The organism is Stenotrophomonas rhizophila (genome assembly GCF_001704155.1).
Classification (GTDB): Bacteria; Pseudomonadota; Gammaproteobacteria; order Xanthomonadales; family Xanthomonadaceae; genus Stenotrophomonas; species Stenotrophomonas rhizophila_A.
In genome coordinates this window covers 2,310,975-2,334,592 of sequence record NZ_CP016294.1, presented here as the reverse complement: position 1 = coordinate 2,334,592, position 23,618 = coordinate 2,310,975, and the positions used below count along the sequence as shown (strand labels likewise).

Sequence of the window (23,618 nt, the reverse complement as noted above, 5' to 3'; positions counted from 1 at the left end):
TCGCATTAGATTTTCTAAGGCGAAGGGCGAAAATACTCGTTTGTCACGCCCCGGTCGGTTGGCCACGATGCCCATCCTGTCAACGGGGTGTACGTAATGCGAATCCAGGAGCTGGCAACAGATGTGGTGATGTTCGTCGGTGAAGAGGTGGAATCGGTCGCCACCGCATTCATGGATGGCGACCGGGCGCTGCTGGTCGACTCGCTGGGCAGGGAGGCCGATGCCGCCCGGGAGCAAGAAGCATGAATGACCTCAATCACCGTCGGCGCTTCCTTGTGGGATGCGCGGGCGCGGCAGCGGCGACGCTGCTTCCGTTCGGGGCGCTGGCAGCAGCGGCAGTGCCCAGAACCCTGCGCGCCCAGCGACTGGCATGGGCAGGAGTGCGGCTGCAGTTGCCCGACAGCACGCTGCTGATTGATCCGCTGGTCAGTCCAGAGGCATGGGGCAGGGCACTACCTGACCGGCTGGTGCCGGTGGCCGATGCGGTCGGCGAAACCCACGTACTGGTCACCCACACCCATTCGGACCACTTCGATGGCACCGCAGTAGCGACCGCGCTCAAGAACGGCGGGGTGTTGGCGTATCCGGCAGGTTTGCAGCCCTCACCGTGGCCGCAGGGCGCGCGTGCCCGCCCCAGTGCGCTGTGGGAGCCGCAGCTGCTGGGCGACTTCACCGCCACGCCGGTGCCTGCATCGGATGGTTACGGGGATACGCAGGTCTCATGGGTTGTCTCGGCCGGCGGGCGGCGCATCTTCCACGGCGGCGATACCCAGTGGCATGGCAACTGGTGGCGCATCGGCCGCCAGTTTGGCCCGTTCGATGCAGCGTTTCTCCCGATCAATGGCGCGCGCTTCGGCTGGCGCGATCCGGCAAGTGGCCAGCCGGGCGTGCTCACGCCCGAGCAGGCGGTGGCCGCTGCGGTTATCCTCGGCGCTCGGGTGCTGGTGCCGATTCACTACGGTGTCAGCGGAATGGACAAGTATGTCGAAGTGGATGATCCGCTTGGCAGGGTTCGCCAGGCCGCACGCGAGCGGGATATCCCTTTGCAGATCATGGAGCCGGGCACGTGGTTGCCGTGGCCGGAAGGGAGCCTATGAAAGCGCTGAACTGCATCATCATTGCCTTCGCCGTATCGTCTCCGGCCCCGCATGCACACGCGGCGGAGCCTGCCAGCCCCAAGCGCCCCTCCGTCGAGCAGCTGCAGAAGGTCATCGTCAGCAGGTCGCCGCAGACCCGTGTGGAAGCAGCGGACAGCGACCGCATCACCGCACGCCGCATCGACATCGTTGACGAAAAGGGCGTGATCCGCATGACCCTTTCGGGCCAGACGCCCGCGCCGATCATCGACGGCATTCAGTACAAGCGCGCCTTCAATGTGGCGGGCATGGTGCTGTACGACGACAAGGGCAGTGAGCGCGGCGGCTTCGGTACCGCGGACGTGGATGGTGGCATGGCCGTGCTCGCCTTGGACCACCCCGCCATGGATGCCATCGGCTGGCGCGTCTCACCGGATGGCGAGGTGCGCTTTTCGATCAACCAGGCACCGCCGTTGATTCGCGAACCCCGCCTGGACAACCGCCTGATTCCGGGGGTGCAGACACCCACACGGATCCAGATGGTGGTGGGTGCCGACGGCACGCCGGCCATCGCGCTCAACGACAAACAGGACCGGGCCAGGCTGCGCTTGACCGTCACCCCGGAAGGCTACGGCGCCATCGAGTTCCTGGATGCGCAGGGCAAAGTAATCCATACGCTGGCACCAGAAGCAGCACAACAGTAACGCCAACCACTTTCATGGAGTCCGCATGGATACTGAAATCCGGCAGCACGAGGAAGCCCTGCGCATTGCGATGCTCACCAGCGACGTGGAGGCCCTGGAATCCCTGATCGCAGACGACCTGATCTTCGTGGGGCCGTCAGGCGATGTTTTTCACAAGCAGGATGATCTTTCGCTGCACCGTTCCGGACGCCAGAAGCTCACCTTGGCAGAGTGGCGATCTGTAGAGATCTCCGCGCAAGGGCAGGCCGCTGTAACCTCGGTAACAGCCGAACTGGCAGGCACGTTCGACGGCGCTGCGTTCGCAGGGAACTTCAGGTACTGCCGCTTCTGGGTGAAAACGGCGAGCGGCTGGCAGGTGCTGGGAGGCTCGGTTATCGCGTTACCATCGGCCTGAACCCACTGCTGGACGCCCCTCATGATGAAATCTGGCCTGTTGCTGATTGCGCTGATGATGTCTGCCGGGCAGGCCCTGGCCACGCCTTCATGGGGCGCGCCCAGTTCCAGCCCGGCCAACACGTCGCCCGCCGCGCTCAAGCCGGGCGAGTGGGTGTGGGGCAGGGATTCCAAAGCGATGGGCCCGATGGCGGTGGTGGTCAGCATCACCGAACAGCGCGCCTACGTGTACCGCAACGGCCTGCTGGAAGCCGTGTCCACGGTGAGCACCGGCAAGCCCGGTCACGAAACGCCCACGGGTGTGTTCACCATCCTGCAGAAGGACAAGGACCACCATTCCAGCAAGTACAACGACGCGGCCATGCCGTACCAGGAACGCCTGACCTGGGATGGCATTGCACTGCATGCCGGCGGATTGCCGGGGTACCCGGAATCCCATGGCTGCGTGCACCTGCCCACCGAGTTTGCCCGGCGGCTGTTCGGGGCGACCAACATGGGCATGGTGGTGGTGATCTCCAAGGAGGGCGTGTCCGATCCGACGCTGGTGCACCCCCGCGTGGCCAGCCCGATCGACCCGGGCACCGGCAAGGAAGTGCTGTCCGTACCGCTGGGCACGCAGGAGGCGTTCCGCTGGCAGCCTGACGTTGCACCCACCGGCGTGGTGTCGCTGTTGCTCAGCACCAGTGACCGCCGCCTGTTCGCATACCGTGACGGCAAGGAAATCGGCCGTTCGCGCGTGGATTTCCGCGATGGCGCAGCGCGTGAAGGAACGCGCGCGTACATGGTTGCCAGCAGCAACGCGCCGGCAACCGAACCCTCATGGGTAGAGGTTGGCATTCCGGGCGAGGAAGCGGCCCGTGGCACCGTGGTAAGCCAGGCCGACGAGCAGCGCGTGCTGCTGCCCGAGGGGTTCCGTGCCGCGCTGCGGCCGCTGATGAGCCCGGGGGTGGTACTGCTGGTAACCGACCAGCATGTGCTGCCCGACTCCACGGGTCCGGCATTGCAGGTGCTGAATGCCGAGCAGCCGGCGCTTTAATGGCACCGGCGTCGCTCGGTAGAAATACCGAGCCGGCCTGCGTGTAACTCCTCTTGCCGGCAAAGATCCTGACGACGACAGTGGGACTGTTCCCCTCTGCCTGAGGCTGACCTGGATCCCATGTACATCCGTCAAACACACTCCGCTGCCACATTGCTCGGCATGGCCCTGGCCTGCTGCCTGTCCCTCACCGCGTGCGGCGGAAAATCGCCCGAAAAGGAGACAGGTGCAACGGTTACGCCATCCCCGGCGCAACGGTCAACCACGCCCTCTGCGGCCCCTTCGGCCGATGAGGCAAGAGAGATTGCCCGTGACGCCTACGTGTATGGGGTACCTATGGTGGATACCTACAAAACGGTGTACGCGTTCAATGTCGACAAGGGCAATCCCCAGTACAAGGGTCCGTTCAACTCCATTCTGAACATCGCCCGTGTGTTCACGCCCGAAGACACCGCGTTCGTAACGCCGAACTCGGACACGCCTTATTCGTTTGCCATGCTGGACCTGCGGGCGGAACCGGTGGTCATTACCGTGCCCAAGATGGAAAAGGACAGATACTTCGTCTTCCAGCTGATGGATCTGTACACCTTCAACTTCGACTACATCGGGAGCCGTGCAACCGGCAACGATGGAGGAAGCTTCCTCATTGCCGGGCCCGGCTGGAAGGGCGAAGCACCGGCGGGTATCACCAAAGTGATCCGGTCCGAGACCGACCTGGTCAGCGTGGTCGGGCGCACGCAGCTGTTCAATCCCGGCGATCTCGACAACGTAAAGAAGATACAGGCCGGCTATGGGGTTCAGCCGCTGTCGGCATTTGCCGGGGGCGCTGCGCCACCGGCTGCCCCGGAAATCCAATGGATCAAGCCGACGCCCCCGGCGGAGGACCGCACCTCCCTCGAATTCTTCAACCAGCTGGCATTTCTCCTGCAGTTTGCACAACCGGCGCACCCAAGCGAGACCGCACTGCGCGAGCGCTTCGCCATGCTGGGCATCAAACCGGGACAGCCGTTCGACGCTGGCAGCCTGTCGCCGGAGATGCAGGCAGCACTCAAAGAGGGGATGGCCGAGGGGCAGAAGCAGATCGACGCCAAGCGCGCATCATTGGGTGGTAAGACCGATACACTGTTTGGCAACCGGGATTTCCTCAAGAACGATTACGTCGCGCGCGCCACCGGAACCCAGGTGGGTATTGGCGCCAACTCGCGTGAAGAAGCGATGTACCCCATTCTTGACAAGGATGCCAGCGGCCAGCCGCTCGATGGCAGCAAAGGCCGATACACGCTGCACTTCGCGAAGGGGGAGCTGCCGCCAGTCGATGCATTCTGGTCTGTCACCATGTACGGACTCCCCCAGCAGTTGCTGGTCAAGAATCCGATCAATCGCTATCTGATCAATTCACCGATGTTGCCGGAGCTCAAGAAGGATGCCGATGGCGGGTTGACGATCTACATCCAGAACCAGTCCCCTGGCAAGGACAAACAGGCCAACTGGCTGCCGGCGCCCGAGGGTCCGTTCGTAATGTTCATGCGCTACTACCGCCCCAAGCCTGAGTTGCTCGAAAACCGTTGGCAAACCCCGCCGGTGGAGAAGGCAGGGGACGCCACCCCATAGCCCGTGAGAGGGCGCATTCAGCGGGGAAGCCGCAGGCGGACAGGCTGGCACGGCAGGCACCCCCAAATGGGGGAGGCATTGCGAGCCCTGATTCTGGATGCGGCAACGGGCGGCCGGATGGACGATCACGGCATGGCAGCAGAGCAGCGGACGCTGTCGCCCCCTCGCAATGACCCTACAGGCGCCCCATGCGGTATTGCTGACCGGGAAGTACCGCAAGGGCGAAAGGAGTGCGCGATCCCTCGCCGGCGGAACGCTGAAAAGGGTTGACTTTCCGGCTTGGATGGTCAAGTGGCGGCTTGGCAGAACAGAGTCCGAACGCCGGTTCAGGTCTTCACAATCCATGTACGTATCGCAGCGTCATGATTGGTCCGGCAGAGGGGGCTCTATTTACCTGAAGACCCAAGAAGGAGTACTGGAAATGATGATGACCAAGAAGAATGTGGTGTTGGGCGTGGCGCTCGTTGCCACCTTGGGCCTTGGCGGTTGCGCCACCTATAAGGACGAGTTTGCCACCATCAACTCGCGCCTCGACTCGCTGGACACGAAGGTGCAGGGCGCAGCCCAGAGCGCCGAATCGGCCAACCAGTCGGCCCAGCAGGCCAACCAGCGCCTGGATCAGATCGAAAGCCGCGTCCAGCGCCTTGAGTCGGTCCCGGCCAAGCGTCAGCCGCGCGGCTGATCGTTTGTTGCACACGCTGTAACGAACGACTGGAACATGGAGACCGGTGGCCTTTGCGGGCCGCCGGTTTCCTTGCTTGACCCGTAGTTGCTTCAAGGAATCCCCACGTCCATGCACATCCCTCCCGCTATCCGCGCCACGTGCAGCGTACTGGCATTGTCCCTGGCGTTCGCCGGGCCCGCCGTCGCCCGCACCCAGCAAGCCGCGCAGGAACCCACCCAGGAATCCGCCGAGCAACCGGTCGTGTCGAACGATCAGCTGCCGCCGGACCAGCCCGTCTCCGACACGGTCATTCAACTCGCCGGCTGGATCAAGGCGAGCCGGGACACGGAAGGCTATCCGTTCGCGGTGATGGACAAGGCCGCAGCCCAGATCCTGGTATTTGATGGCAAGGGCAAACTTCTTGGTGCTGCGCCGGGCCTGTTCGGCTCAGCGGTCGGCGACCATTCGGCCCCGGGCGTGGCCGGTCTGGCGCTGAAGGAAATTCCGGGCCGTGACCGTACCACGCCAGCAGGCCGCTTCATTGGTGGTTACGGCCCGTCGCTCGATGCCGGGCGCGTGCTGTGGGTGGACTACGATACGGCGGTGTCGATCCATCCAACCGCAACTGGCGTTCCCGCCGAAAAGCGCGCCGAGCGCCTCGCTACGCCGACGCCGGACGACAACCGTGTCACCCACGGCTGCATCAACGTCAATCCCGATTTTTACGCTCGGGTGATCCAGCCCACGTTCGAGAAGGGCGGCGTGTTCTACATCCTGCCGGACAAGCAGTCGCTTGCGGAAACCTTCCCGGATTTCGTGAAGAGCCGCGGAAACGAGCAGCGCACCGCACCCGAGTAACCGGCGCCGTGTAACCCCTGTGGAGCGGGTCCGATGAGAAGCTTGCTGGCCATTCTCGTGGTTGCATGCCTTGCCACCACGGCCCATGCGCAGGTACCTGCCAGGAGTGCCGCCCAACGGGCGGCGCTGCCACACACCTCTGATGGCATGGCCTGCGACAGCCCGAATCAGTCCCAGGCGGGTCTGAATCAATGTGCGAGCAACAGCGCACAAGCTGCGGACGCCGAGCTCAACCGCGTCTATGCGAAGGTATTGGCTGCCAACGCCCAGGACAAGGCATTCATCGAGAAGTTCAAGGCGGCGCAGCGCGCCTGGATCGTGTTCCGTGATGCACAGATCGCGGCGCGCTACCCGAACCCGGCGGACTACGGAAGTGTGCTGCCGATGTGTCAGAGCGGTGAGTACGAGCAACTGACGCGCGACCGCATCAAACAGCTCAACGCCTGGATTGTCGGTACGGAGGAGGGCGACGTCTGTGCGGGCTCGTATCCGATGGCGAAGCCGTAGACGCGCCGCAGCCCTATGCCCCCGGCAACGGGTTGGATACGGAATCCCGCGTCACCAGCCGCTGCTGCAGTACGTGGTTCACGGTGGCGCGCACCGAAGACGGATCTCCCGCAGCGGGATGTCGATGGTGGTGTCGGCCAGGTCCGCCACCGGATGATGGATGGCAGTAAATTCGCTTGACGCAAACCGGTTTGCACTACAAACTTCTCCAAGGCGACCCCTTGGAGCACGTGATGCCGCAGCCGTCAGTCAGTGATTCCTACAGCCGTATCCAGGCCGTAACCCGCGAGTACTCGAGGTACTCACGAAGTGCGGGCGGCCTGTCGGCCATCGCCGGCGGCATTGCATGCCTGGCGTCCTTCCTCGCCGGCGCCCTGTTGCCGGCCACGATCGAACTGCGGGCAGCTCTCATCGCCGTACCATTGCTGTGGCTCGCAGCCAAGCAATGGCTGGCGCATCGTTACTACCAGCGCTTCGGCCAGGTCGAGGAACAGATCACCGCGACCGAGCGCAACTTCCAACGCCTCTTCATTGCTTTTACCGCCCTGATTAGCGCCCTGATCGTCGGCTTCGTGCTGACCCGCATGGCACCGATGGGCAGATTGCCGTGGGACCTGCGCGCGATCGGGTACCTGATGGTGGTAGCGCTTCTGCCGCTCATTGTCTGGCGGTGGTTGCGAACGCCGCTGGAGTTCATCGTGGGCGTGTTCCTGCTGTGCCAGGCCGCGGTGGCATTCACCGGTCAGACCTATGCGTTCGGCCCTACTACCGTGGTGTTTCCGCTGGCCGCCATTGCCTTGGTGGTGGTCGGGTGGCGCGACCACCAGCGGTTCCTGCGCCTGCGGGCGGAAATGCGAGCGTTCGTGGCTGCGCGGAAGCCGATGCCATGACCCAGCTTCCCGACCCCCGCAGCCTGTTGCAGCTGGATCGCCTGATCCACGAGCCAGCGCGCCTGTTGATCCTGTCGATCCTGGCCGGTGCCGAATCGGCCGAATTTGCGTTCGTCGAACATCTCAGCGGCCTGAGCAAGGGCAACCTTTCCAGCCATCTGAGCAAGCTCGAAGCCGCCGGGTTGGTCGCCATCGAAAAATCGTTCCGGGGCAAGCGCCCGTTGACCACCCTGCAGCTGACGCCTGCAGGACGCCATGGGCTGGCCGAGTACCGCAAGCAGCTTGCGGCAGTCGTCGCAGGCATTCCCGATCCACACAGCACGGACTCCTGACATGACAGTGTTCGCGAAACTGATGGCACCCCTGATTCTATCGCTGCTGGCATTCGGCGGCCTTGCGGCTACCCCGGACACGCGCCAGGAAGGCGCCAGCTTGACCTCGCAGTTCTACCAGGGGAATGTCGATGCCCTGTGGGAGCGGATGACTCCGCAGATGCAGGCCACATTGCAGTCGAAACAGAGCCTGACGGCGCTCAGGGGACAAGTGCTCGCTGCGGGTGGAGAGGAAACCGACGTTGTCAGCGAAACGGTCAGCACCGATGGCGGGTATGACATCTACGTGCGCCAGGCTCGATTCGCTAAGAGTCCGGCCATCATCCAGATCACCTGGGCATTCGACGCACAGCGCAAGATAGCAGGCTTCAACATCCGCCCACACAAGGCCAGTCCATCGCCGCCCGCGGCAAGCGAGCGCCTTGACTACAAGAACCGCACGCCGCTGCAGCTGCCATTCTCCGACGAGTTCTACGTGTTCTGGGGCGGGCGCAGCGTCGAACAGAACTACCATGCCGCGCATGCAGGCCAGCGTTTCGCCATGGACCTGGTGGTCCTGCAGGATGGCAGTTCTCATCGTGGGCAAGGCAGCCGCAACGAGGATTATTTCTGCTTCGGGAAGCCCATCCTGGCTCCGGCAGACGGCAGGGTGGTGGAGGTGATCGACGGCGTGGCCGATAACGTGCCGGGTGAGATGAATCCCAGCCAGCCCACCGGCAACCGCGTCGTCATCGATCATGGCAACGACGAATTTTCGGTCCTGGCCCACCTGCGCCAGGGCAGTGTGCGGGTAACCAAAGGGCAGGCCGTGCGCACTGGCGCGCAGCTGGCAGACTGCGGCAATAGTGGGAATTCTTCCGAAGCCCACCTGCATTACCAGTTGCAGGCCGGACCCGAGTTCGGCAAGGCCACCGCATTGCCCGCACAGTTCTCCAACTACATGGCCGATGACAAGCCGGTCGCGCTGGGTGAGCCAGTGAAAGGCCAGCGCATCCGCCAGGCCACCGCCGCGCCGTAGTGCGTGAGGCTAGGGGCGCTGCACCGGCCCTGATACGGAATCGCGCGTGATCAGCTGATGCGCGAGCACCTGGTTGACGGTGGCGCGCGCCGCAGCAGGCGCGCGCCGGATCTCCCGCAGCAGGATGTCGATGGCGGTGTCGGCCATGTCCGCCACGGGCTGGTGGATCGTGGTCAGTTCCGGCCACACCATGGTCGACGCTGACGTATCGTCGAAGCCCACCACCGAAAGATCGCGCGGCACGTCCAGCCCGCGCCGATGTGCCACTGAAACCACCGCAGACGCCATGTCATCGTTGCTGGCGAAGATGGCGCTCGGCGGGTGGGGCAGGGCCAGAAGATGCTCGGCCGCCTCCAGTCCGGATCGATACGTAAAGAGCCCGGGGTGCACCAGCGCCTCGTCGTACCCGATGCCGGCCTCTGCCAATGCATCCCGATATCCCTGCCAGCGTTGCGCGCTGGCGGTCTGGTTCGGATCACCGGTGATGTAGCCGATGCGTGTGTGCCCGTGGCCGATCAGATGCGCAACCATCTGCTGGCTTGCATGGCGGTCATCGATGCGCACGCAGGAAACGCGGTCGCTGAACTGGCTGGATGCGATGGAGACGACCGGGACGCCGGCATTGACGAAAATGTCGACGATCGCCTTGGATTCGCACAGCGGCGGGGGAAGAATCACCCCGGCCACGCTGTCGCACAGCTGCCGTGCCGCCTCGCGCCGTGAGGTGGCGCTCAACCCATCCCAGGTGGAGATCGCCAACTGCGCCGCGGACCGGGTAGACCCGCGCAGCGCGCCGACCAGCAGCTCACGCAGGTAGCTGGAGCTGGGGTTGGTGTAGATCAGCGCGATGCAGGTGTGCTGCGCCGCCGCCAGGGCGCTTGCCGCCAGGTTGGGCCGGTAGTCCAGTGCAAGCACGCTGCGTATGACCCGTTCGCGGTTTTCCTCGCGCACGCTGGAATGGCCATTGATTACGCGCGAAACCGTCATGGCCGACACGCCCGCGTGCGCGGCGACTTCGTCAATGGTGATTGCACTGCCTTTGCGACGCACCACTTTCTGGTTGTTTTTCAAGGAAGCGTTTCCTTTGCTGCGCTGCATGATGACAACCGTGTGACCGGGTGATTAGTCTGCGCCCTGACGCGATGGTAGCGCTACCACTCAGCCAAGGTAAGGCTCAGCGGGGACCCCCCATATACCAAACGCGTGTTCTGGCAAGCCTGAAAGCGAGTTTGAGTCGCAGTGCAGCGAAAACGCACTGCGAAGTTCGGTGTGGAAGACGGGCATCGCCCGTGCGTGCCCCTTGGAGGGGCGGTACATCCATTCGATCGTATGTCAGAGGGGAGAGTCATGAGCGCTTGTGCTTTCCGTCGTACCCCAGACCTGAGGGCTCACGCATGAGCCGGAAGCTGGCGAAACTTACATCCCGGGCCATGTTCACCTTCGTGGGCGGCGTCCTGGTCATCAATCCCGCATTCGCCCAGGACGCCGCAACGCCGGCACCTGCCGCGCAGCAGCAGTCGCAGTCCCAGTCCACCCCGACCCAGCTCGACACCGTGCAGGTAACGGGTATCCGCAACAGCCTCAGCCAGGCGATGGACATCAAGCGCGACTCGGCCGGCGTAGTGGACGCGATCAGTGCCGAGGACATCGGCAAGTTCCCCGATACCAACCTCGCCGAATCCCTGCAGCGCATTACCGGCATCTCGATCGAGCGCCGTGATGGTGAAGGCGCGCAGGTCACCGCGCGTGGCTTTGGCCCGCAGTTCAACATGGTGACCCTCAACGGCCGCCAGATGCCCGGTGCCGACGCGTTCGGCGCGGCGGGGCAGGTCGCCATCGGCGGTGTGGACGGCGGTACCCGCGCGTTCAACTTCGCGCAGCTGGCGGCCGAAGCAGTCAATGGCATCGAGGTCTTCAAGACCAGCCAGGCCAACGTGCCCAGCGGCGGTATCGGCGCCACCATCAACATCCTCACCGGGCGTCCGTTCGACCATGAGGGCACGGTGGCCAGCGCCGGGGCCAAGATCGTCTCCGACCAGAGCCAGCCGTTCGACAACGACATCACCCCTGAGCTTTCCGGCATCTTCAGCTACACCAACCCGGACAAGACCTGGGGCGTGGGTGTCAGCGCGAGCTATCAGAAGCGAAAGGGTGGCTCGGTGCAGGCCACCAACAATTACTGGAACATCCAGCCGTGGACCGGGACCATGCCCGGCAACCCGACCGTGACCAACGCACCGGCAATCGGCGCGCTGTACGGCCGCCCGAACGACCTGCGTTATGCCTTCGCCGATTTCGAGCGCGAGCGCATCAATGGCCAGGCGGTGCTGCAGTTCGCCCCGACCGATGCGGTGACCCTGACCCTGGACTACACGTATTCGACCAACGAGATCGAAGAGAATCGCGGCGAGCAGGGCATGTGGCTGCAGAACAGCAACTACACCGATGTGGTCTTCGACACCAGCGGTGCGGTGGCGACGCCGATCTACATCCGCGAAATCGCCGGCACCAAGGACTTTGGGCTTGAACAGCAGCGCAGCATGCAGAAGTACAAGCTGGGTTCGCTGGGCTTCAATGCCACCTGGAACATTACCGACCGCTTCAAGCTGAGCTTCGACGGCCACGACTCGAAGAACGAAAGCCGGCCGAACGATCCGCTCACCGGCGGCGGCTCCATCTTCTCCAGTATCGCCGGCACCAACAACTGCACCACCGGGCCGCAGTGCGGTGGCACCTACGTGCAGGAAATGGTCTGGAACAACGGTCTGCCGGTGGGCACCCAGGTCTGGTACCCGACCGCCGCCGATGCCATCGCCAAGACCAATGGCGTGGTCAACGGCGGGTTCGTGCCGGGCGAGATCGGCTCGCAGGTGCTGCGCATCAATTCGCAGACCCAGATCAGCGAGATCAAGCAGGGCCGCGTGGACGGTGAGTGGGCCTTTGACGCAGGCCGCTTCCAGTTCGGCGTGGACACCAGCAAGCAGACCACCCACCGCATCCAGGCCGCGGAAAACTACAACACCCTGGGCGACTGGGGCGTGGCCAACGTCAACGGCGATGTGGCCAACGGCCTGATGGACCTGCTGCAGCCGGTGAACATCGTCGGCATGTTCGACGATTTCAACATCAACAGCTTCAGCGCCTGGCGCGGCGACGCCGGCCGGCTGGCGCAGTGGGCGGGGCAGTACTACGGCGCCAACCTGGGCGTGAGCCCACAGAATGCTGCCGACAACCGGGTGGAAGAGAAGACGAACTCGGCGTACATGCAGATCGAGCTGGACGGTGACCTTGGCGGCCACCGTACCAATACCCGCCTGGGCGTCCGCTACGAAACCACCGACGTGGTGTCCACCTCGATCATCGCCATTCCCGAAGGGATCCAGTGGCAGGCGAACAATGACTTCCGCGTGCTGTTGTCCGACGAGCAGCAGCCCTTCACCGAGAAGACCAGCTACAGCTACATCCTGCCGAACCTGGACTTCAGCATCGACCTGCTGGATGACCTGAAGGGCCGCATCTCATTCGGCAAGAGCATCGCCCGTGCGCCGATCGGCAATCTGTACGCCGGCCCGACCGCGCAGCAGCCGTTCGGCTCGGTGCTGATCGACCCGTCCTCGCGGGCCAGCGGCACCGCCCAGAACCCGGCCCTGAAGCCCCTGGAATCGGACAACCTGGACCTGGCCCTGGAGTGGTACTTCGCCGATGCCAGCTATGTATCGGTGACCTACTGGAACAAGCAGGTCGCCAACTTCATCGGCAACACCATCGTGCAGGAAAACCTGTACGGCCTGCGCGACCCGACCTCCGGGCCGGACGCACAGACGGCGCTGGGCTTCCTGACCAGTGGCGCCTGCCTTGCCCAGGTGGGACCGGCCAACGCGGCGGCCTGCTCGGCCAATGACACCTCGCTGTTCACCGCGTTGGCGCTGTTGCGCAACAATCCGGCCGGGCTGGGCGCCTACGACGGCACCGGCGCGCAGGTACTGGCCACCGAAGCGGCCTACGACCTGTATGGCACGGCGGCCGACCCGCTGTACCAGTTCAACGTCAACCGCCCCATCAACCAGAACGAGTCCAAGCTGCATGGCTGGGAGCTGGGCGGGCAGTACTTCTTCGGCGACACCGGCTTCGGCGTGCTGGCCAACTACACCATCGTCAACGGTGACGTGGGCTACAACGACGCGGGCGACCCGAACGTCGACCAGTTCTCGCTCACTGGGCTCAGCGATACCGCCAATGCCATGCTGATGTACGAAAAGTACGGCTGGTCGGTGCGCCTGGCCTGGAACTGGCGCGACCAGTACCTGATTCTGGCCAACCAGGGGTCCAGCCGAAACCCGTACTATGTGGAAGAGTACGATCAGTGGGATCTCAGCGTGGGCTACACGCTCAATGACAACTGGTCGTTCAGCCTCGAAGCCATCAACCTGACCGGTGAGGACGTGCGTTGGCGTTCGCGCACCTCGCAGATGATGGTGAAGCTGGCTGACCAGGATCCGCGTTACATGCTTGGCGTTCGTTACAGGTTCTGAACAGGCCACGGGTGCCGCTGTTCCGGCAGCGGCACCCGTGCAGGCTCCTGCAGGGATTGGACTACACATGCCGCGTTACGAAATGCTCAACAACATCGCCCACCGGGAGCTGCGTGTCGCGACCGGTTTCGGGCCCGAATTTGGCGACGCGGTAGGCATGGTGCCGGCCTACCCGAGCGAGTACGCCGAACTGCAGCGGGAATACCCGATTTTCCTGCGCAAAGACGCCGCCACCGGGGAGTGGCAGTCGGTGGTTCTACTGGGCTTTGAACAGCACGAAAATCTGTACCTGGACGACGGCCGTTGGAATGCGTCCTACCTACCTGGGGCTGCGGCCAAGGGGCCGTTCCTGATCGGGTTCCAGGAAAACCGCATCGACGGAGCGCTCACCCGGGAGCCGGTGCTGCACGTGGACCTGGACCACCCGCGCGTGAGCAGCAGCGCTGGCGAGCCGGTGTTCCTGCCACAGGGCGGCAACAGCCCCTATCTGGACCACATTGCCAACGTACTGCGCGGCATCCACGACGGCCATGCCTTTGGCGCCGAGATGTTTGCCATGCTCGATACCAAAGGCCTGATTCAACCGATCACACTCGACGTGCAGATCGACCCGCAGAACCGGGTGGGCGTGAACGGCCTGCACGCGATCGACCGCGACCGCCTGGCCCAGCTGGACGGCGCCGCGCTGGCCGAACTCAACCGCGCCGGCTACCTGGAAGGCGCGTACCTGATGCTGGCTTCACTGCACAACATGCGGCGGCTGATCGCTGAAAAGCAGCGTCGCCTGCGCGCGCAGGATGCCGCCACCGCGACGGGCAGGAACTGACCGATGCAGGATTGCGTTGCCATGCGCACCCTGGAAGGCCTGCAGCCCGACGCGCTGCCGCTGGCGGCGCTGGTGGCCGCCGGCGAGCCGGTGGTGCTGCGGGGCATCGCGCGCGACTGGGCACTGGTGCAGGCCGGGTTGCGTTCCCCCCAGGAGGCGTTGGCCTACCTGCGTGGTTTCGATGCCGGGCTGCCGGTGCAGTACTCCTTTGGCGGCCCCGAGATCGAAGGGCGCCCGTTCTACAACGACGATTTCACCCAGTTGAATTTCGAGGTCCGGCGTGGGCTGCTGACGCAGGTGCTGGACGAGATCGCCGACACCTTCGATGCCCCGAAGCCGCCCACCTATTACGTGGCCTCGCTGCTGATCGAGCGTGCGCTGCCCGGGTTCGCGCAGGCCAATGATGCCGGCCTGGCCGGGCAGGGCATCGATGCCTCGGCCAGCATCTGGATCGGCAACCGCGTTACCGCGTCCTGCCATTACGACACGCCGGACAACCTGGCCTGCTGCGCCGTGGGCCGGCGCCGGTTCACCCTGTTTCCGCCGGAGCAGATCGACAACCTCTATCCGGGCCCGCTGGAACCCACCCCGGGCGGGCAGGTGGTCAGCGTGGTCGATTTCGACCGCCCGGATTTCGACCGCCATCCCCGGTTCCGTGACGCGCTGGCCAGCGCGCAGACCGCGGAGCTGGAGCCGGGCGATGCCATTTTCATTCCCAGCATGTGGTGGCACCACGTGCGCAGCCTGGAACCGTTCAACGTGCTGGTGAACTACTGGTGGCGCAGCGTGCCCAGCTTCCTGTCCTCGCCGCTGCCGGCACTGCAGCATGCGATGTGGGCGCTGCGCGACCTGCCGGAGCGCGAAAAGAAGGCCTGGGCAACGATCTTCGAGTACTACGTGTTCGGTCCCGGTGAGCGCGCAGGGCAGCACCTGCCCGACGCCGCCCGGGGAGAGCTTGCACCGTTCGACGAGATGCAGGCGCGCCGCACCCGCGCGCAGCTGCTCGGTCGACTCAACCGCTGATGGGGGCATCGCTTTGAACGCTGCGAACACAACAGAAGGGCGAATCCGCAAGGTGGTCATCGCCGGCGGCGGTACCGCAGGCTGGCTGGCCGGCTGCGCACTGTCCCACCAGTTCCGCGAGCAGCTGGACATCACCCTGGTGGAGTCCGAGCAGATCGGCACCGTGGGCGTAGGCGAATCCACCGTACCGCCAATCCGTACCTTCCACCGCTACCTGCAGATCGATGAGCAGGAGTTCCTGAAGGCGGTGGCCGGTACCTTCAAGCTCTCGATCTCGTTCGAGAACTGGCGCCGCCCGGGTGAGCGCTTCATCCACCCGTTCGGCAGCATCGGGCAAAGCACCTGGGCCACCCCGTTCCATCATTTCTGGCTGGACAGCCTGCGCCGCGGCATGCCCTCGGACCTGGGCGACTTCTGCCTGGAAAGCGTGGCCTCGCGCGGTGACCGGTTCTCGCTGCAGTCCCAGCCCCAGGTCAACTACGCCTACCACTTCGACGCCGGGCTGTACGCAAAATTCCTGCGCCGCCGGGCCGAAGCGCAGGGCCTGCGCCGGGTGGAAGGCAAGATCCGCGAAGTGCGGCAGCACGCCCACGACGGCTCCGTTGCGGCGCTGGTACTGGAAGACGGGCAGGTGATCGAAGGTGACCTGTTCATCGATTGCACCGGCTTCCGCGGCCTGTTGACCGAGCAGACCCTGCACAGCGGCTACGAAGACTGGAACCAGTGGTTGCCCAGTGACCGCGCCGTGGCCGTGCAGACCGAATCGGTCAAGCCGCCGGTGCCGTATACCCGCGCCATCGCGCACGAGGCCGGCTGGCGCTGGCACATCGCGCTGCAGCACCGGGTAGGGTGCGGGCTGGTGTTCTCCAGCCGCCATATGTCCGATGACGAGGCGCAGGCCAAGCTGCTGCGTGACATCGAAGGCCAGCCGCTGCGTGATCCGTGGCTGGTGCCGTTCCGCAGTGGGCGCCGCTTGAAAGCCTGGAACAAGAATGTGGTGGCGCTGGGCCTGGCCAGCGGCTTCATCGAACCGTTGGAATCGACCAGCATCCACCTCACCATCAGCGCCGTGGTGCGGCTGATCCAGCTGTTCCCGTTCGATGGCATCACCCCGACGCTCACCGCGTTGTACAACGATGTCAGCCGCCAGGAAATGGAGCACGTGCGTGACTTCATCATCCTGCATTACCACGCCACCCAGCGCGACGAGCCGATGTGGAAGGCGTGCCGCGAGATGGAGTTGCCCGAATCGTTGGCGGTGCGGCTGCGCGCCTGGCGCGAACGCGCACACGCCTGGCAGGACCCCGGGGAACTGTTCCGCGTGGACTCCTGGACGAGCGTCCTGATGGGGCAGGGCATCCTGCCCGGGCCGCCGCACCCGCTGGCGCGCGCGCTCAGCGATGCCGACCTGCGCACGCTGCTGGCGCGGATCCAGCAGCCGATACAGCAGGCCGCGGCAAGCATGCCCTCGCAGGCAGAGTTCATTGAACGCTACTGCAAGGCGTCGGCAGAGGTCTGGCCGCGGAGCCTGGCCACCGCCTAGCGGGGCCACGCTTTGCCGCACGAAATTGGTAGCGCTACCTTTCAAGAACATACGGGGTACATGGGATGGATCTGGTTGCTGGAATCGATGCAGGTACGCAGAGCCTGAAGGTGCTGGTCTACGATCCCGCCAAGCGCAGCGTGGTGGCCAACGCCAGCGCGGCGCTGGAACTGGACAGCGCCGCCGATGGCAGCCGCGAACAGCGCCCGGCCGATTGGGTGGCCGCATTGCACAGCTGCTTCGCTGCGATCACGCCGTCGGTGCGCTCGCGCATTTCCGCGCTGGCGGTGTCCGGCCAGCAACATGGCTTCGTGCCGCTCGACGCAGCAGGGGAGGTGCTGGCACCGGCCAAGCTGTGGTGCGATACCAGCACCGCCGCCGAGTGCACCCAGATCATGGACGCGGCCGGTGGCACAGCGCAGACGATCGCCCTGGCCGGCAACCCGATCCTGACCGGCTACACCGCCTCCAAGTTGCCCTGGACCAGGACGCACCGGCCGGACGCGTACGCACGCCTGGCCACCATCCTGCTGCCGCACGACTACCTCAACTTCGTGCTGACCGGCGAGCGTTTCTGCGAATACGGCGATGCCTCGGGCACCGGCTGGCTGGACGTGCGCACCCGCACCTGGTCGCCCGAGCTGCTACGCGCGACCGATCCGGAACGTGATCTGGCCGATTGCCTGCCGCCCATCGCGCCACCGGAAGCGTTGTTGGATATCGCACCGGCAGCCGCGAAATCGTTCGGCCTGCCTGCCACCGTGAAGGTGGCCGTCGGCGGTGGCGACAACATGATGGCGGCCATCGGTACCGGCTGCGTAGTGCCCGGTCGCCTGGCGATGAGCCTGGGCACCTCGGGCACGCTCTTTGCCTACTCCGACAGCCCTGTGGTCGACCCAGACGGGGCCTGGGCCGCGTTCTGCTCGTCCACCGGCGGCTGGTTGCCGTTGATCTGCACCATGAACTGCACCGTGGTGACCGAGCAGGTCGCTGACGCGTTCGATTTCAGCACCCGCTTCGGTGATGGCCACCTGCGGACCACGCCACCCGGTGCCGATGGCCTGGTGATGCTGCCGTTCCTCAATGGCGAGCGCACGCCCGACCTTCCACACGGCAAAGGCGTGCTCGCGGGCCTGGACACCACCAACATGACCCCGGCCCACCTCTACCGCGCGGCGATGGAAGGGGCGACCTACAGCCTGAAATACGGCTACGACGCCTTCGTCCGCGCCGGCATGCAGTTCGACCGCATCGTGCTCACCGGCGGCGGCAGCAACAGCGCCGCCTGGCGGCAGCTGGTGGCCGATGTGTTCGGCCTGCCGGTGGACGTGCCGACCCAGTCCGAAGGCGCGGCGTTCGGCGCGGCCCTGCAGGCGCTGTGGGCGCTGGGCCACGCACGCGGCGATGAGGCCAGCATTGCCGATATTGCCGAGCGCCACGTGGCGCTCGACCCGCAGTTGTCGGCGCGCCCGGAGCCGGCGCGCACACCTGCCTATGCCACCGCCTATGCGCGCTTCCTGCGCTATCTAGACGCCGTCACGCCGCTGCAGCGCGGCTGATCCCTCTACGCGACACCTCGCACAACGAAAGGAACTGCACCATGAGCACCCAACCCTACATCGGCGCCAAGGAATACTTCCCCGGGATCGGCCGTATCCCCTTCGAAGGCCGCGGTTCGGACAACCCGCTTGCGTTCAAGGTCTATGACGCCAACAAGGTCATCGGCGGCAAGACCATGCAGGAGCATCTGCGCTTCGCGGTCTGTTACTGGCACACCTTCTGCAACGCCGGGCACGACCCGTTCGGCCCGGGCACCCGCCATTTCCCGTGGGACGCCGGCTCGCCGCTGGCCAGCGCCGAAGCGAAGGTGGACGCCGCGTTCGAATTCTTCACCAAGCTGGGCGTGCCGTACTGGTGCTTCCACGATATCGACCTGTCGCCGGACGCCGACGATGTGGGCGAGTACGAAAAGAACCTCAAGCACATGGTCGGCCTGGCCAAGGCGCGCCAGGACGCCACCGGGATCAAGTTGCTGTGGGGTACCGCCAACCTGTTCTCGCACCCGCGTTACATGAATGGTGCATCGACCAATCCGGATTTCGCCGTGGTGGCGCGCGCCGCCGTGCAGGTGAAGGCGGCGCTGGAAGCCACCGTTGAACTGGGTGGCGAACATTACGTGTTCTGGGGCGGCCGCGAAGGCTACGCCTCGCTGGTGAACACCCAGATGAAGCGCGAGGTGGACCACTTCGCCCGCTTCCTCACCATGGCGCGTGACTACGGCCGCAGCATCGGCCTGAAGGGCAACTTCCTGATCGAGCCCAAGCCGATGGAGCCGATGAAGCACCAGTACGACTTCGACAGCGCCACCGTGGCCGGCTTCCTCAAGGAACACGGCCTGGAGAAGGACTTCAAGCTCAACATCGAAGCCAACCACGCCACGCTGTCCGGCCACACCTTCGAACACGACCTGCAGGTCGCCTCCGACCACGGCCTGCTGGGTAGCATCGACGCCAACCGCGGCAATGCCCAGAACGGCTGGGATACCGACCAGTTCCCGAGCGACCTGTACGACACCGTGGGCGCGATGCTGGTGGTGCTGCGGCAGGGCGGCCTGGAGGGCGGCCTCAACTTCGACGCCAAAGTACGCCGTGAATCCACCGATCTGGACGATCTGTTCATTGCCCACATCGGCGGCATGGACGCGTTCGCGCGCGGGCTGGAAGTGGCCCATGGGCTGTTGAACGACTCGCCGTGGGAACAGTGGCGCAAGGAGCGTTACGCCAGCTTCGACAGCGGCGCCGGCAAGGATTTCGAGCGCGGCGCGCTCAGCCTCACCGAGCTGGCGGCACTGGGCGCGAAGGGTGGCGAGCCGAAGCAGATCAGCGGCAAGCAGGAACGTTACGAAAACCTGATCAACCAGTACCTGCTGCGTTGAGCCCACCGGCAAGGATGAGCACCATGACCCACTCACACGCCACCCGCCGCACCGGCTTCCTGCTGGCCGCGCTGCTGCTTTCACTCGCTGCCTGCAAGGGCGACGACAAGGCGGCAACGCCCGTGCAGGCCGAGGCCCAGGCCAAGGCCGATGCCAACCCCTGGCCCCAGGTAACCTGGCCGTTGCCCGACGACCCCGCGATGGAAAAGCGGATCACCGAGCTGATGGCCGGCATGACGGTCGAGGAAAAGGTCGGCCAGCTGGTGCAGGGCGACATCGCCAGCATCACGCCGGATGACGTGCGCAGGTATCGATTGGGCTCCATCCTTGCTGGCGGCAACTCCGATCCGGGCGGCCGCTACGACGCCAAGCCCGCCGAATGGCTGGCGCTGGCCGATGCCTTCTACGAAGCCTCGATGGACACCGCGCAGGGCGGCAAGGCGATTCCGGTGCTGTTCGGCATCGACGCGGTGCACGGCCAGAGCAACATCGTCGGCGCCACCCTGTTCCCGCACAACATCGGGCTGGGCGCGGCACGCAACCCGGACCTGGTGCGGCGGATCGGCGAGATCACCGCGCTGGAAACCCGCGCCACCGGCATGGAGTGGGCGTTCGCGCCCACCGTCGCGGTCCCGCAGGACGACCGCTGGGGACGCACCTACGAAGGCTATTCCGAATCGCCTGAAGTCGTGGCCAGCTACGCTGGCGCCGTGGTCGAGGGCCTGCAGGGCAAAGTGGGCTCGCCCACGTTCCTGGACGGCCGCCACGTGATCGCCTCGGTCAAGCACTTCCTCGGCGACGGCGGCACCACCGATGGCAAGGACCAGGGCGATACCCGGATCAGCGAAGCCGAGCTGGTGCGCATCCACGCCGCCGGCTACCCGACCGCGATCGCGGCGGGCGCGCAGACCGTGATGGCATCGTTCAACAGCGTCAACGGCGAGAAGATGCATGGTCACAAGGCCTACCTCACCGACGCGCTGAAGGGCCGCATGAACTTCGGCGGCTTCGTGGTGGGCGACTGGAACGGCCACGGCCAGGTCAAGGGCTGCACCACTACCGATTGCCCGGCCACCATCAATGCCGGCCTGGACATGGCCATGGCCTCGGACAGCTGGAAGGGCTTCTACGAGACCACGCTGGCAGCGGCGAAGGCCGGCACCATCACCCAGGAACGCCTGGATGATGCGGTGCGCCGGATCCTGCGGGTGAAGATGCGGCTGGGCCTGTTCGAAGCCGGCAAGCCGTCGTCACGCACGGTCGGCGGCCAGTTCGCGCTGATCGGCGCACCGGAGCATCGCGCCGTGGCACGCCAGGCCGTGCGCGAATCGCTGGTGCTGCTGAAGAACCAGGGCGGCGTGCTGCCGTTGGCACCCAAGCAGCGCATCCTGGTGGCCGGTGATGGGGCCAACGATGTCGGCAAGCAGGCCGGCGGCTGGACGCTGAACTGGCAGGGCACCGGTACCACCCGCAAGGACTTCCCGAACGCGGACAGCATCTTCGAAGGCATCGCCCAGCAGGCCAAGGCGGCAGGCGGCGAAGCGCTGTTGGCGGTGGATGGCAAGTACACCGCCAAGCCGGACGTGGCCGTGGTGGTGTTCGGCGAAAACCCCTATGCCGAGTTCCAGGGCGACCTGGCGACCCTGGCCTACAAGCCGGGCGACGACGCGGATCTCGAGCTGATCCGGAAGCTGAAGGCCGATGGCATCCCGGTGGTGGCGGTGTTCCTGAGCGGGCGCCCGCTGTGGGTGAACCGCGAGATCAATGCGTCCGACGCGTTCGTGGCGGCGTGGCTGCCCGGTTCGGAAGGCGGCGGCATTGCCGATGTGCTGCTGCGCAAGCCCGATGGCAGCGTGCAGCACGACTTCAAGGGCAAGCTCAGTTTCAGCTGGCCGCGCACCGCGATCCAGTACGCCAACAACGTGGGACAGAAAGACTACGACCCGCAGTTCGCCTTCGGCTTCGGCCTGACCTACGCCGACAAGGGCGACCTGGCCCCGCTGCCGGAAGTCTCCGGCGTGACCGGCAACGAAGGGGCGGCCGGTGTGTTCTTCGCCCGCGGTGACGCCGGCTCCGGCATGGCGCTGCGCCTGGAAGGCAGCACGGGGCAGGGCGTGACCGTCACCAAGGTACCGGAAGCGCTCGATGGCGACCTGCTCAAGGTCACCGGCGTGGACCATCTGGTGCAGGAAGATGGCCGCCGCCTGGCATGGTCGGGCAAGGGTGAGGCAACGGTTGCCGTGCAGTCGCACGTTCCGCTGGACCTGCAGCGCGAGAGCAATGGCGATCTGATGCTGATCACCACGCTGCGGGTGGATGCTGCGCCCAAGGGCGACGCCTGGCTGTCGGTCGGTTGCGGCGCCGGGTGTACCGCCCGCGTTCCGCTCGCACCTGCGCTGGCCAAGCTGCCGGTGGGCGAATGGAAGCGCGTGGGTGTGCCGTTGAAGTGCCTTGCAGGCGCAGGGGCGGACGTGGGCAAGCTGGATCGGCCCTGGTCGATCGGCACCGCCGGCGCAATGACGCTCTCGGTGTCACGCGTCGCGCTGGGCGCCCTGAACGAAGCGGACGCCACCGTCGCATGCCCAGGCGCGTAACCATGCGCCCCGTGCCATCACCGCTTGGGCGGGTGCGCGACCGAATCGCGCATCACCAGGCGGTGCGGCAGCACGTGGTCGGTCAGCACGCGGCTGTCGTCGGTGCGCTGGCGGATGGTGCGCAGCAGGATGTCGATGGCCGCGTCGGCCATCGCGGCGATGGGTTGATGCAGCGTGGTGAGTTCGGGCCACACCGTGGTAGCGGCGGAGGTGTCATCGAAACCCACCACCGACAGGTCACGCGGAACCTCGAGCCCCTGCCGGTGCGCCACGGAAATGGCGGCAGCCGCCATGTCGTCGTTGCTGGCGAAGATCGCGGTGGGCGGCTGGGACTGGGACAACAGCTTTTCGGCGGCATCCAGCCCCGAGCGGTAGGTGTAGTCCCCCTCTTCGACCAGGCGGGGCTCGACCTCCAGCCCGGCCTCGTGCAGGGCGGTGGCGAAGCCGTCGTAGCGCCGCGCGCTCGCGCTCAGGTCGTTGCGGCCGCGGATGAAACCGATACGGGTGTGGCCGTGCCGGATCAGGTGTTCGGCCATTTCCTTGCCGGCGTGGAAGTCATCGATGCGCACGCAGGAAACATCGTCACGCAGGTGTCCCGATGCGATGGCAACCACCGGAATGCCCGCCTGGACCAGCTCGGTCACCGCCACCGGCGATTCGCACAGCGGGGGCGGCAGTATCACGCCGTCCACGCGGCCGGCCAGGGCGCGCGCGGCCCTGCGCTCGGCAACGGGGTCCAGGTTGTCCCAGTAGTGGATGACCAGCTGGATGGCGGCGTTGGACGCACCCCGCAGCAGGCCCACCAGCAGTTCGCGCAGGTAGGCGCCGCTGGGGTTGGTGTAGATCAGCGCAATGCGAGTGTGCTGGGCCGCAGCCAGCGTACTGGCGGCCAGGTTGGGCGTGTAGCCCAGGGCCTGCACCGCGCGCATCACGCGCTCGCGGGTGTCATCGCGCACCTTGCCCTGGTTGATCGCCCGCGACACCGTCATCGGCGACACCCCGGCCAGCGCCGCCACCTCGTCGATCGTCACGCCACTGGTTTTGCGGCGGACCGATTTCTTCGGTTTGTCCAATGC

21 protein-coding genes are annotated in these 23,618 nt (G+C 65.5%); 19 read left to right on the top strand and 2 right to left on the bottom strand.

What is annotated here, in order from left to right; all coding sequences use genetic code 11:
• The first annotated feature begins 96 nt into the window (after positions 1-96).
• The 12 genes from BAY15_RS19195 (at position 97) to BAY15_RS10415 (ending at position 9,089) form a co-directional block, all read left to right on the top strand.
• On the top strand, positions 97-246 hold the full coding sequence (locus tag BAY15_RS19195; protein WP_157771731.1) for a hypothetical protein: 150 nt from the start codon (positions 97-99) through the stop codon (positions 244-246).
• The gene (locus tag BAY15_RS10465; RefSeq protein ID WP_068852149.1) at positions 243-1,097 is read left to right on the top strand and encodes an MBL fold metallo-hydrolase; all 855 of its coding nucleotides are present in this window, start codon (positions 243-245) and stop codon (positions 1,095-1,097) included. The genes BAY15_RS19195 and BAY15_RS10465 overlap by 4 nt, the downstream gene beginning before the upstream one ends.
• Complete coding sequence (locus tag BAY15_RS10460) at positions 1,094-1,780, top strand: hypothetical protein (RefSeq protein WP_068852146.1); 687 nt, start codon at positions 1,094-1,096, stop codon at positions 1,778-1,780. Before BAY15_RS10465 ends, BAY15_RS10460 begins: the two co-directional genes overlap by 4 nt.
• A 25-nt stretch (positions 1,781-1,805) precedes the next feature.
• Positions 1,806-2,174 (top strand): nuclear transport factor 2 family protein, encoded by a 369-nt coding sequence (locus BAY15_RS10455; protein WP_068852143.1) that lies wholly within the window; start codon positions 1,806-1,808, stop codon positions 2,172-2,174.
• A 24-nt stretch (positions 2,175-2,198) separates the two neighbouring features.
• Positions 2,199-3,209 carry a L,D-transpeptidase gene (locus BAY15_RS10450; protein WP_237334244.1) on the top strand — a complete coding sequence of 337 codons (1,011 nt, stop codon included), beginning with the start codon at positions 2,199-2,201 and terminating at the stop codon, positions 3,207-3,209.
• A 120-nt stretch (positions 3,210-3,329) separates the two neighbouring features.
• Positions 3,330-4,820: a DUF1254 domain-containing protein gene (locus tag BAY15_RS10445; RefSeq protein WP_083214143.1), complete on the top strand. Its 1,491-nt coding sequence runs from the start codon at positions 3,330-3,332 to the stop codon at positions 4,818-4,820.
• 421 nt (positions 4,821-5,241) lie between these two features.
• Positions 5,242-5,502: a hypothetical protein gene (locus BAY15_RS10440; protein ID WP_068852137.1), complete on the top strand. Its 261-nt coding sequence runs from the start codon at positions 5,242-5,244 to the stop codon at positions 5,500-5,502.
• A 150-nt stretch (positions 5,503-5,652) separates the two neighbouring features.
• Complete coding sequence (locus BAY15_RS10435) at positions 5,653-6,342, top strand: L,D-transpeptidase (protein WP_068854666.1); 690 nt, start codon at positions 5,653-5,655, stop codon at positions 6,340-6,342.
• Between the two features lie 33 nt (positions 6,343-6,375).
• Entirely contained in the window at positions 6,376-6,849 is a 474-nt protein-coding gene (locus tag BAY15_RS10430) for a lysozyme inhibitor LprI family protein (RefSeq protein WP_208856096.1), read from the top strand.
• Between the two features lie 233 nt (positions 6,850-7,082).
• Entirely contained in the window at positions 7,083-7,739 is a 657-nt protein-coding gene (locus tag BAY15_RS10425) for a hypothetical protein (protein ID WP_068854665.1), read from the top strand.
• Positions 7,736-8,071 (top strand): transcriptional regulator, encoded by a 336-nt coding sequence (locus BAY15_RS10420; protein WP_068852131.1) that lies wholly within the window; start codon positions 7,736-7,738, stop codon positions 8,069-8,071. The genes BAY15_RS10425 and BAY15_RS10420 overlap by 4 nt, the downstream gene beginning before the upstream one ends.
• On the top strand, positions 7,995-9,089 hold the full coding sequence (locus tag BAY15_RS10415) for a peptidoglycan DD-metalloendopeptidase family protein (protein ID WP_237334243.1): 1,095 nt from the start codon (positions 7,995-7,997) through the stop codon (positions 9,087-9,089). Before BAY15_RS10420 ends, BAY15_RS10415 begins: the two co-directional genes overlap by 77 nt.
• A gap of 9 nt (positions 9,090-9,098) precedes the next feature.
• Here BAY15_RS10415 and BAY15_RS10410 read toward each other — a convergent pair whose 3' ends face one another.
• Positions 9,099-10,187 carry a LacI family DNA-binding transcriptional regulator gene (locus BAY15_RS10410; RefSeq protein ID WP_083214142.1) on the bottom strand — a complete coding sequence of 363 codons (1,089 nt, stop codon included), beginning with the start codon at positions 10,185-10,187 and terminating at the stop codon, positions 9,099-9,101.
• A 296-nt stretch (positions 10,188-10,483) separates the two neighbouring features.
• Here BAY15_RS10410 and BAY15_RS10405 point away from each other — a divergent pair, with 296 nt between their 5' ends.
• The 7 genes from BAY15_RS10405 to BAY15_RS10375 all read left to right on the top strand — a co-directional run bounded on the left by BAY15_RS10405 (position 10,484) and on the right by BAY15_RS10375 (position 22,542).
• Positions 10,484-13,621: a TonB-dependent receptor gene (locus BAY15_RS10405; protein ID WP_068852122.1), complete on the top strand. Its 3,138-nt coding sequence runs from the start codon at positions 10,484-10,486 to the stop codon at positions 13,619-13,621.
• 67 nt (positions 13,622-13,688) lie between these two features.
• Positions 13,689-14,447, top strand: a complete 759-nt coding sequence (locus tag BAY15_RS10400) for a SapC family protein (RefSeq protein WP_068852119.1) — start codon at positions 13,689-13,691, stop codon at positions 14,445-14,447.
• 3 nt (positions 14,448-14,450) lie between these two features.
• Entirely contained in the window at positions 14,451-15,470 is a 1,020-nt protein-coding gene (locus tag BAY15_RS10395; protein WP_068852116.1) for a cupin-like domain-containing protein, read from the top strand.
• Positions 15,471-15,483: 13 nt separating this feature from the next.
• On the top strand, positions 15,484-17,013 hold the full coding sequence (locus BAY15_RS10390; protein ID WP_068852113.1) for a tryptophan halogenase family protein: 1,530 nt from the start codon (positions 15,484-15,486) through the stop codon (positions 17,011-17,013).
• 65 nt (positions 17,014-17,078) lie between these two features.
• Positions 17,079-18,572 carry a xylulokinase gene (gene xylB / locus BAY15_RS10385; protein ID WP_068852111.1) on the top strand — a complete coding sequence of 498 codons (1,494 nt, stop codon included), beginning with the start codon at positions 17,079-17,081 and terminating at the stop codon, positions 18,570-18,572.
• 41 nt (positions 18,573-18,613) lie between these two features.
• Complete coding sequence (gene xylA / locus BAY15_RS10380; protein WP_068852108.1) at positions 18,614-19,948, top strand: xylose isomerase; 1,335 nt, start codon at positions 18,614-18,616, stop codon at positions 19,946-19,948.
• A 14-nt stretch (positions 19,949-19,962) separates the two neighbouring features.
• Complete coding sequence (locus tag BAY15_RS10375) at positions 19,963-22,542, top strand: glycoside hydrolase family 3 protein (protein ID WP_428999271.1); 2,580 nt, start codon at positions 19,963-19,965, stop codon at positions 22,540-22,542.
• A gap of 17 nt (positions 22,543-22,559) precedes the next feature.
• On the opposite strand, the gene BAY15_RS10370 is transcribed toward BAY15_RS10375, so the two are convergent.
• On the bottom strand, positions 22,560-23,615 hold the full coding sequence (locus BAY15_RS10370; RefSeq protein WP_068852105.1) for a LacI family DNA-binding transcriptional regulator: 1,056 nt from the start codon (positions 23,613-23,615) through the stop codon (positions 22,560-22,562).
• Between the last annotated feature and the right edge of the window lie 3 nt (positions 23,616-23,618).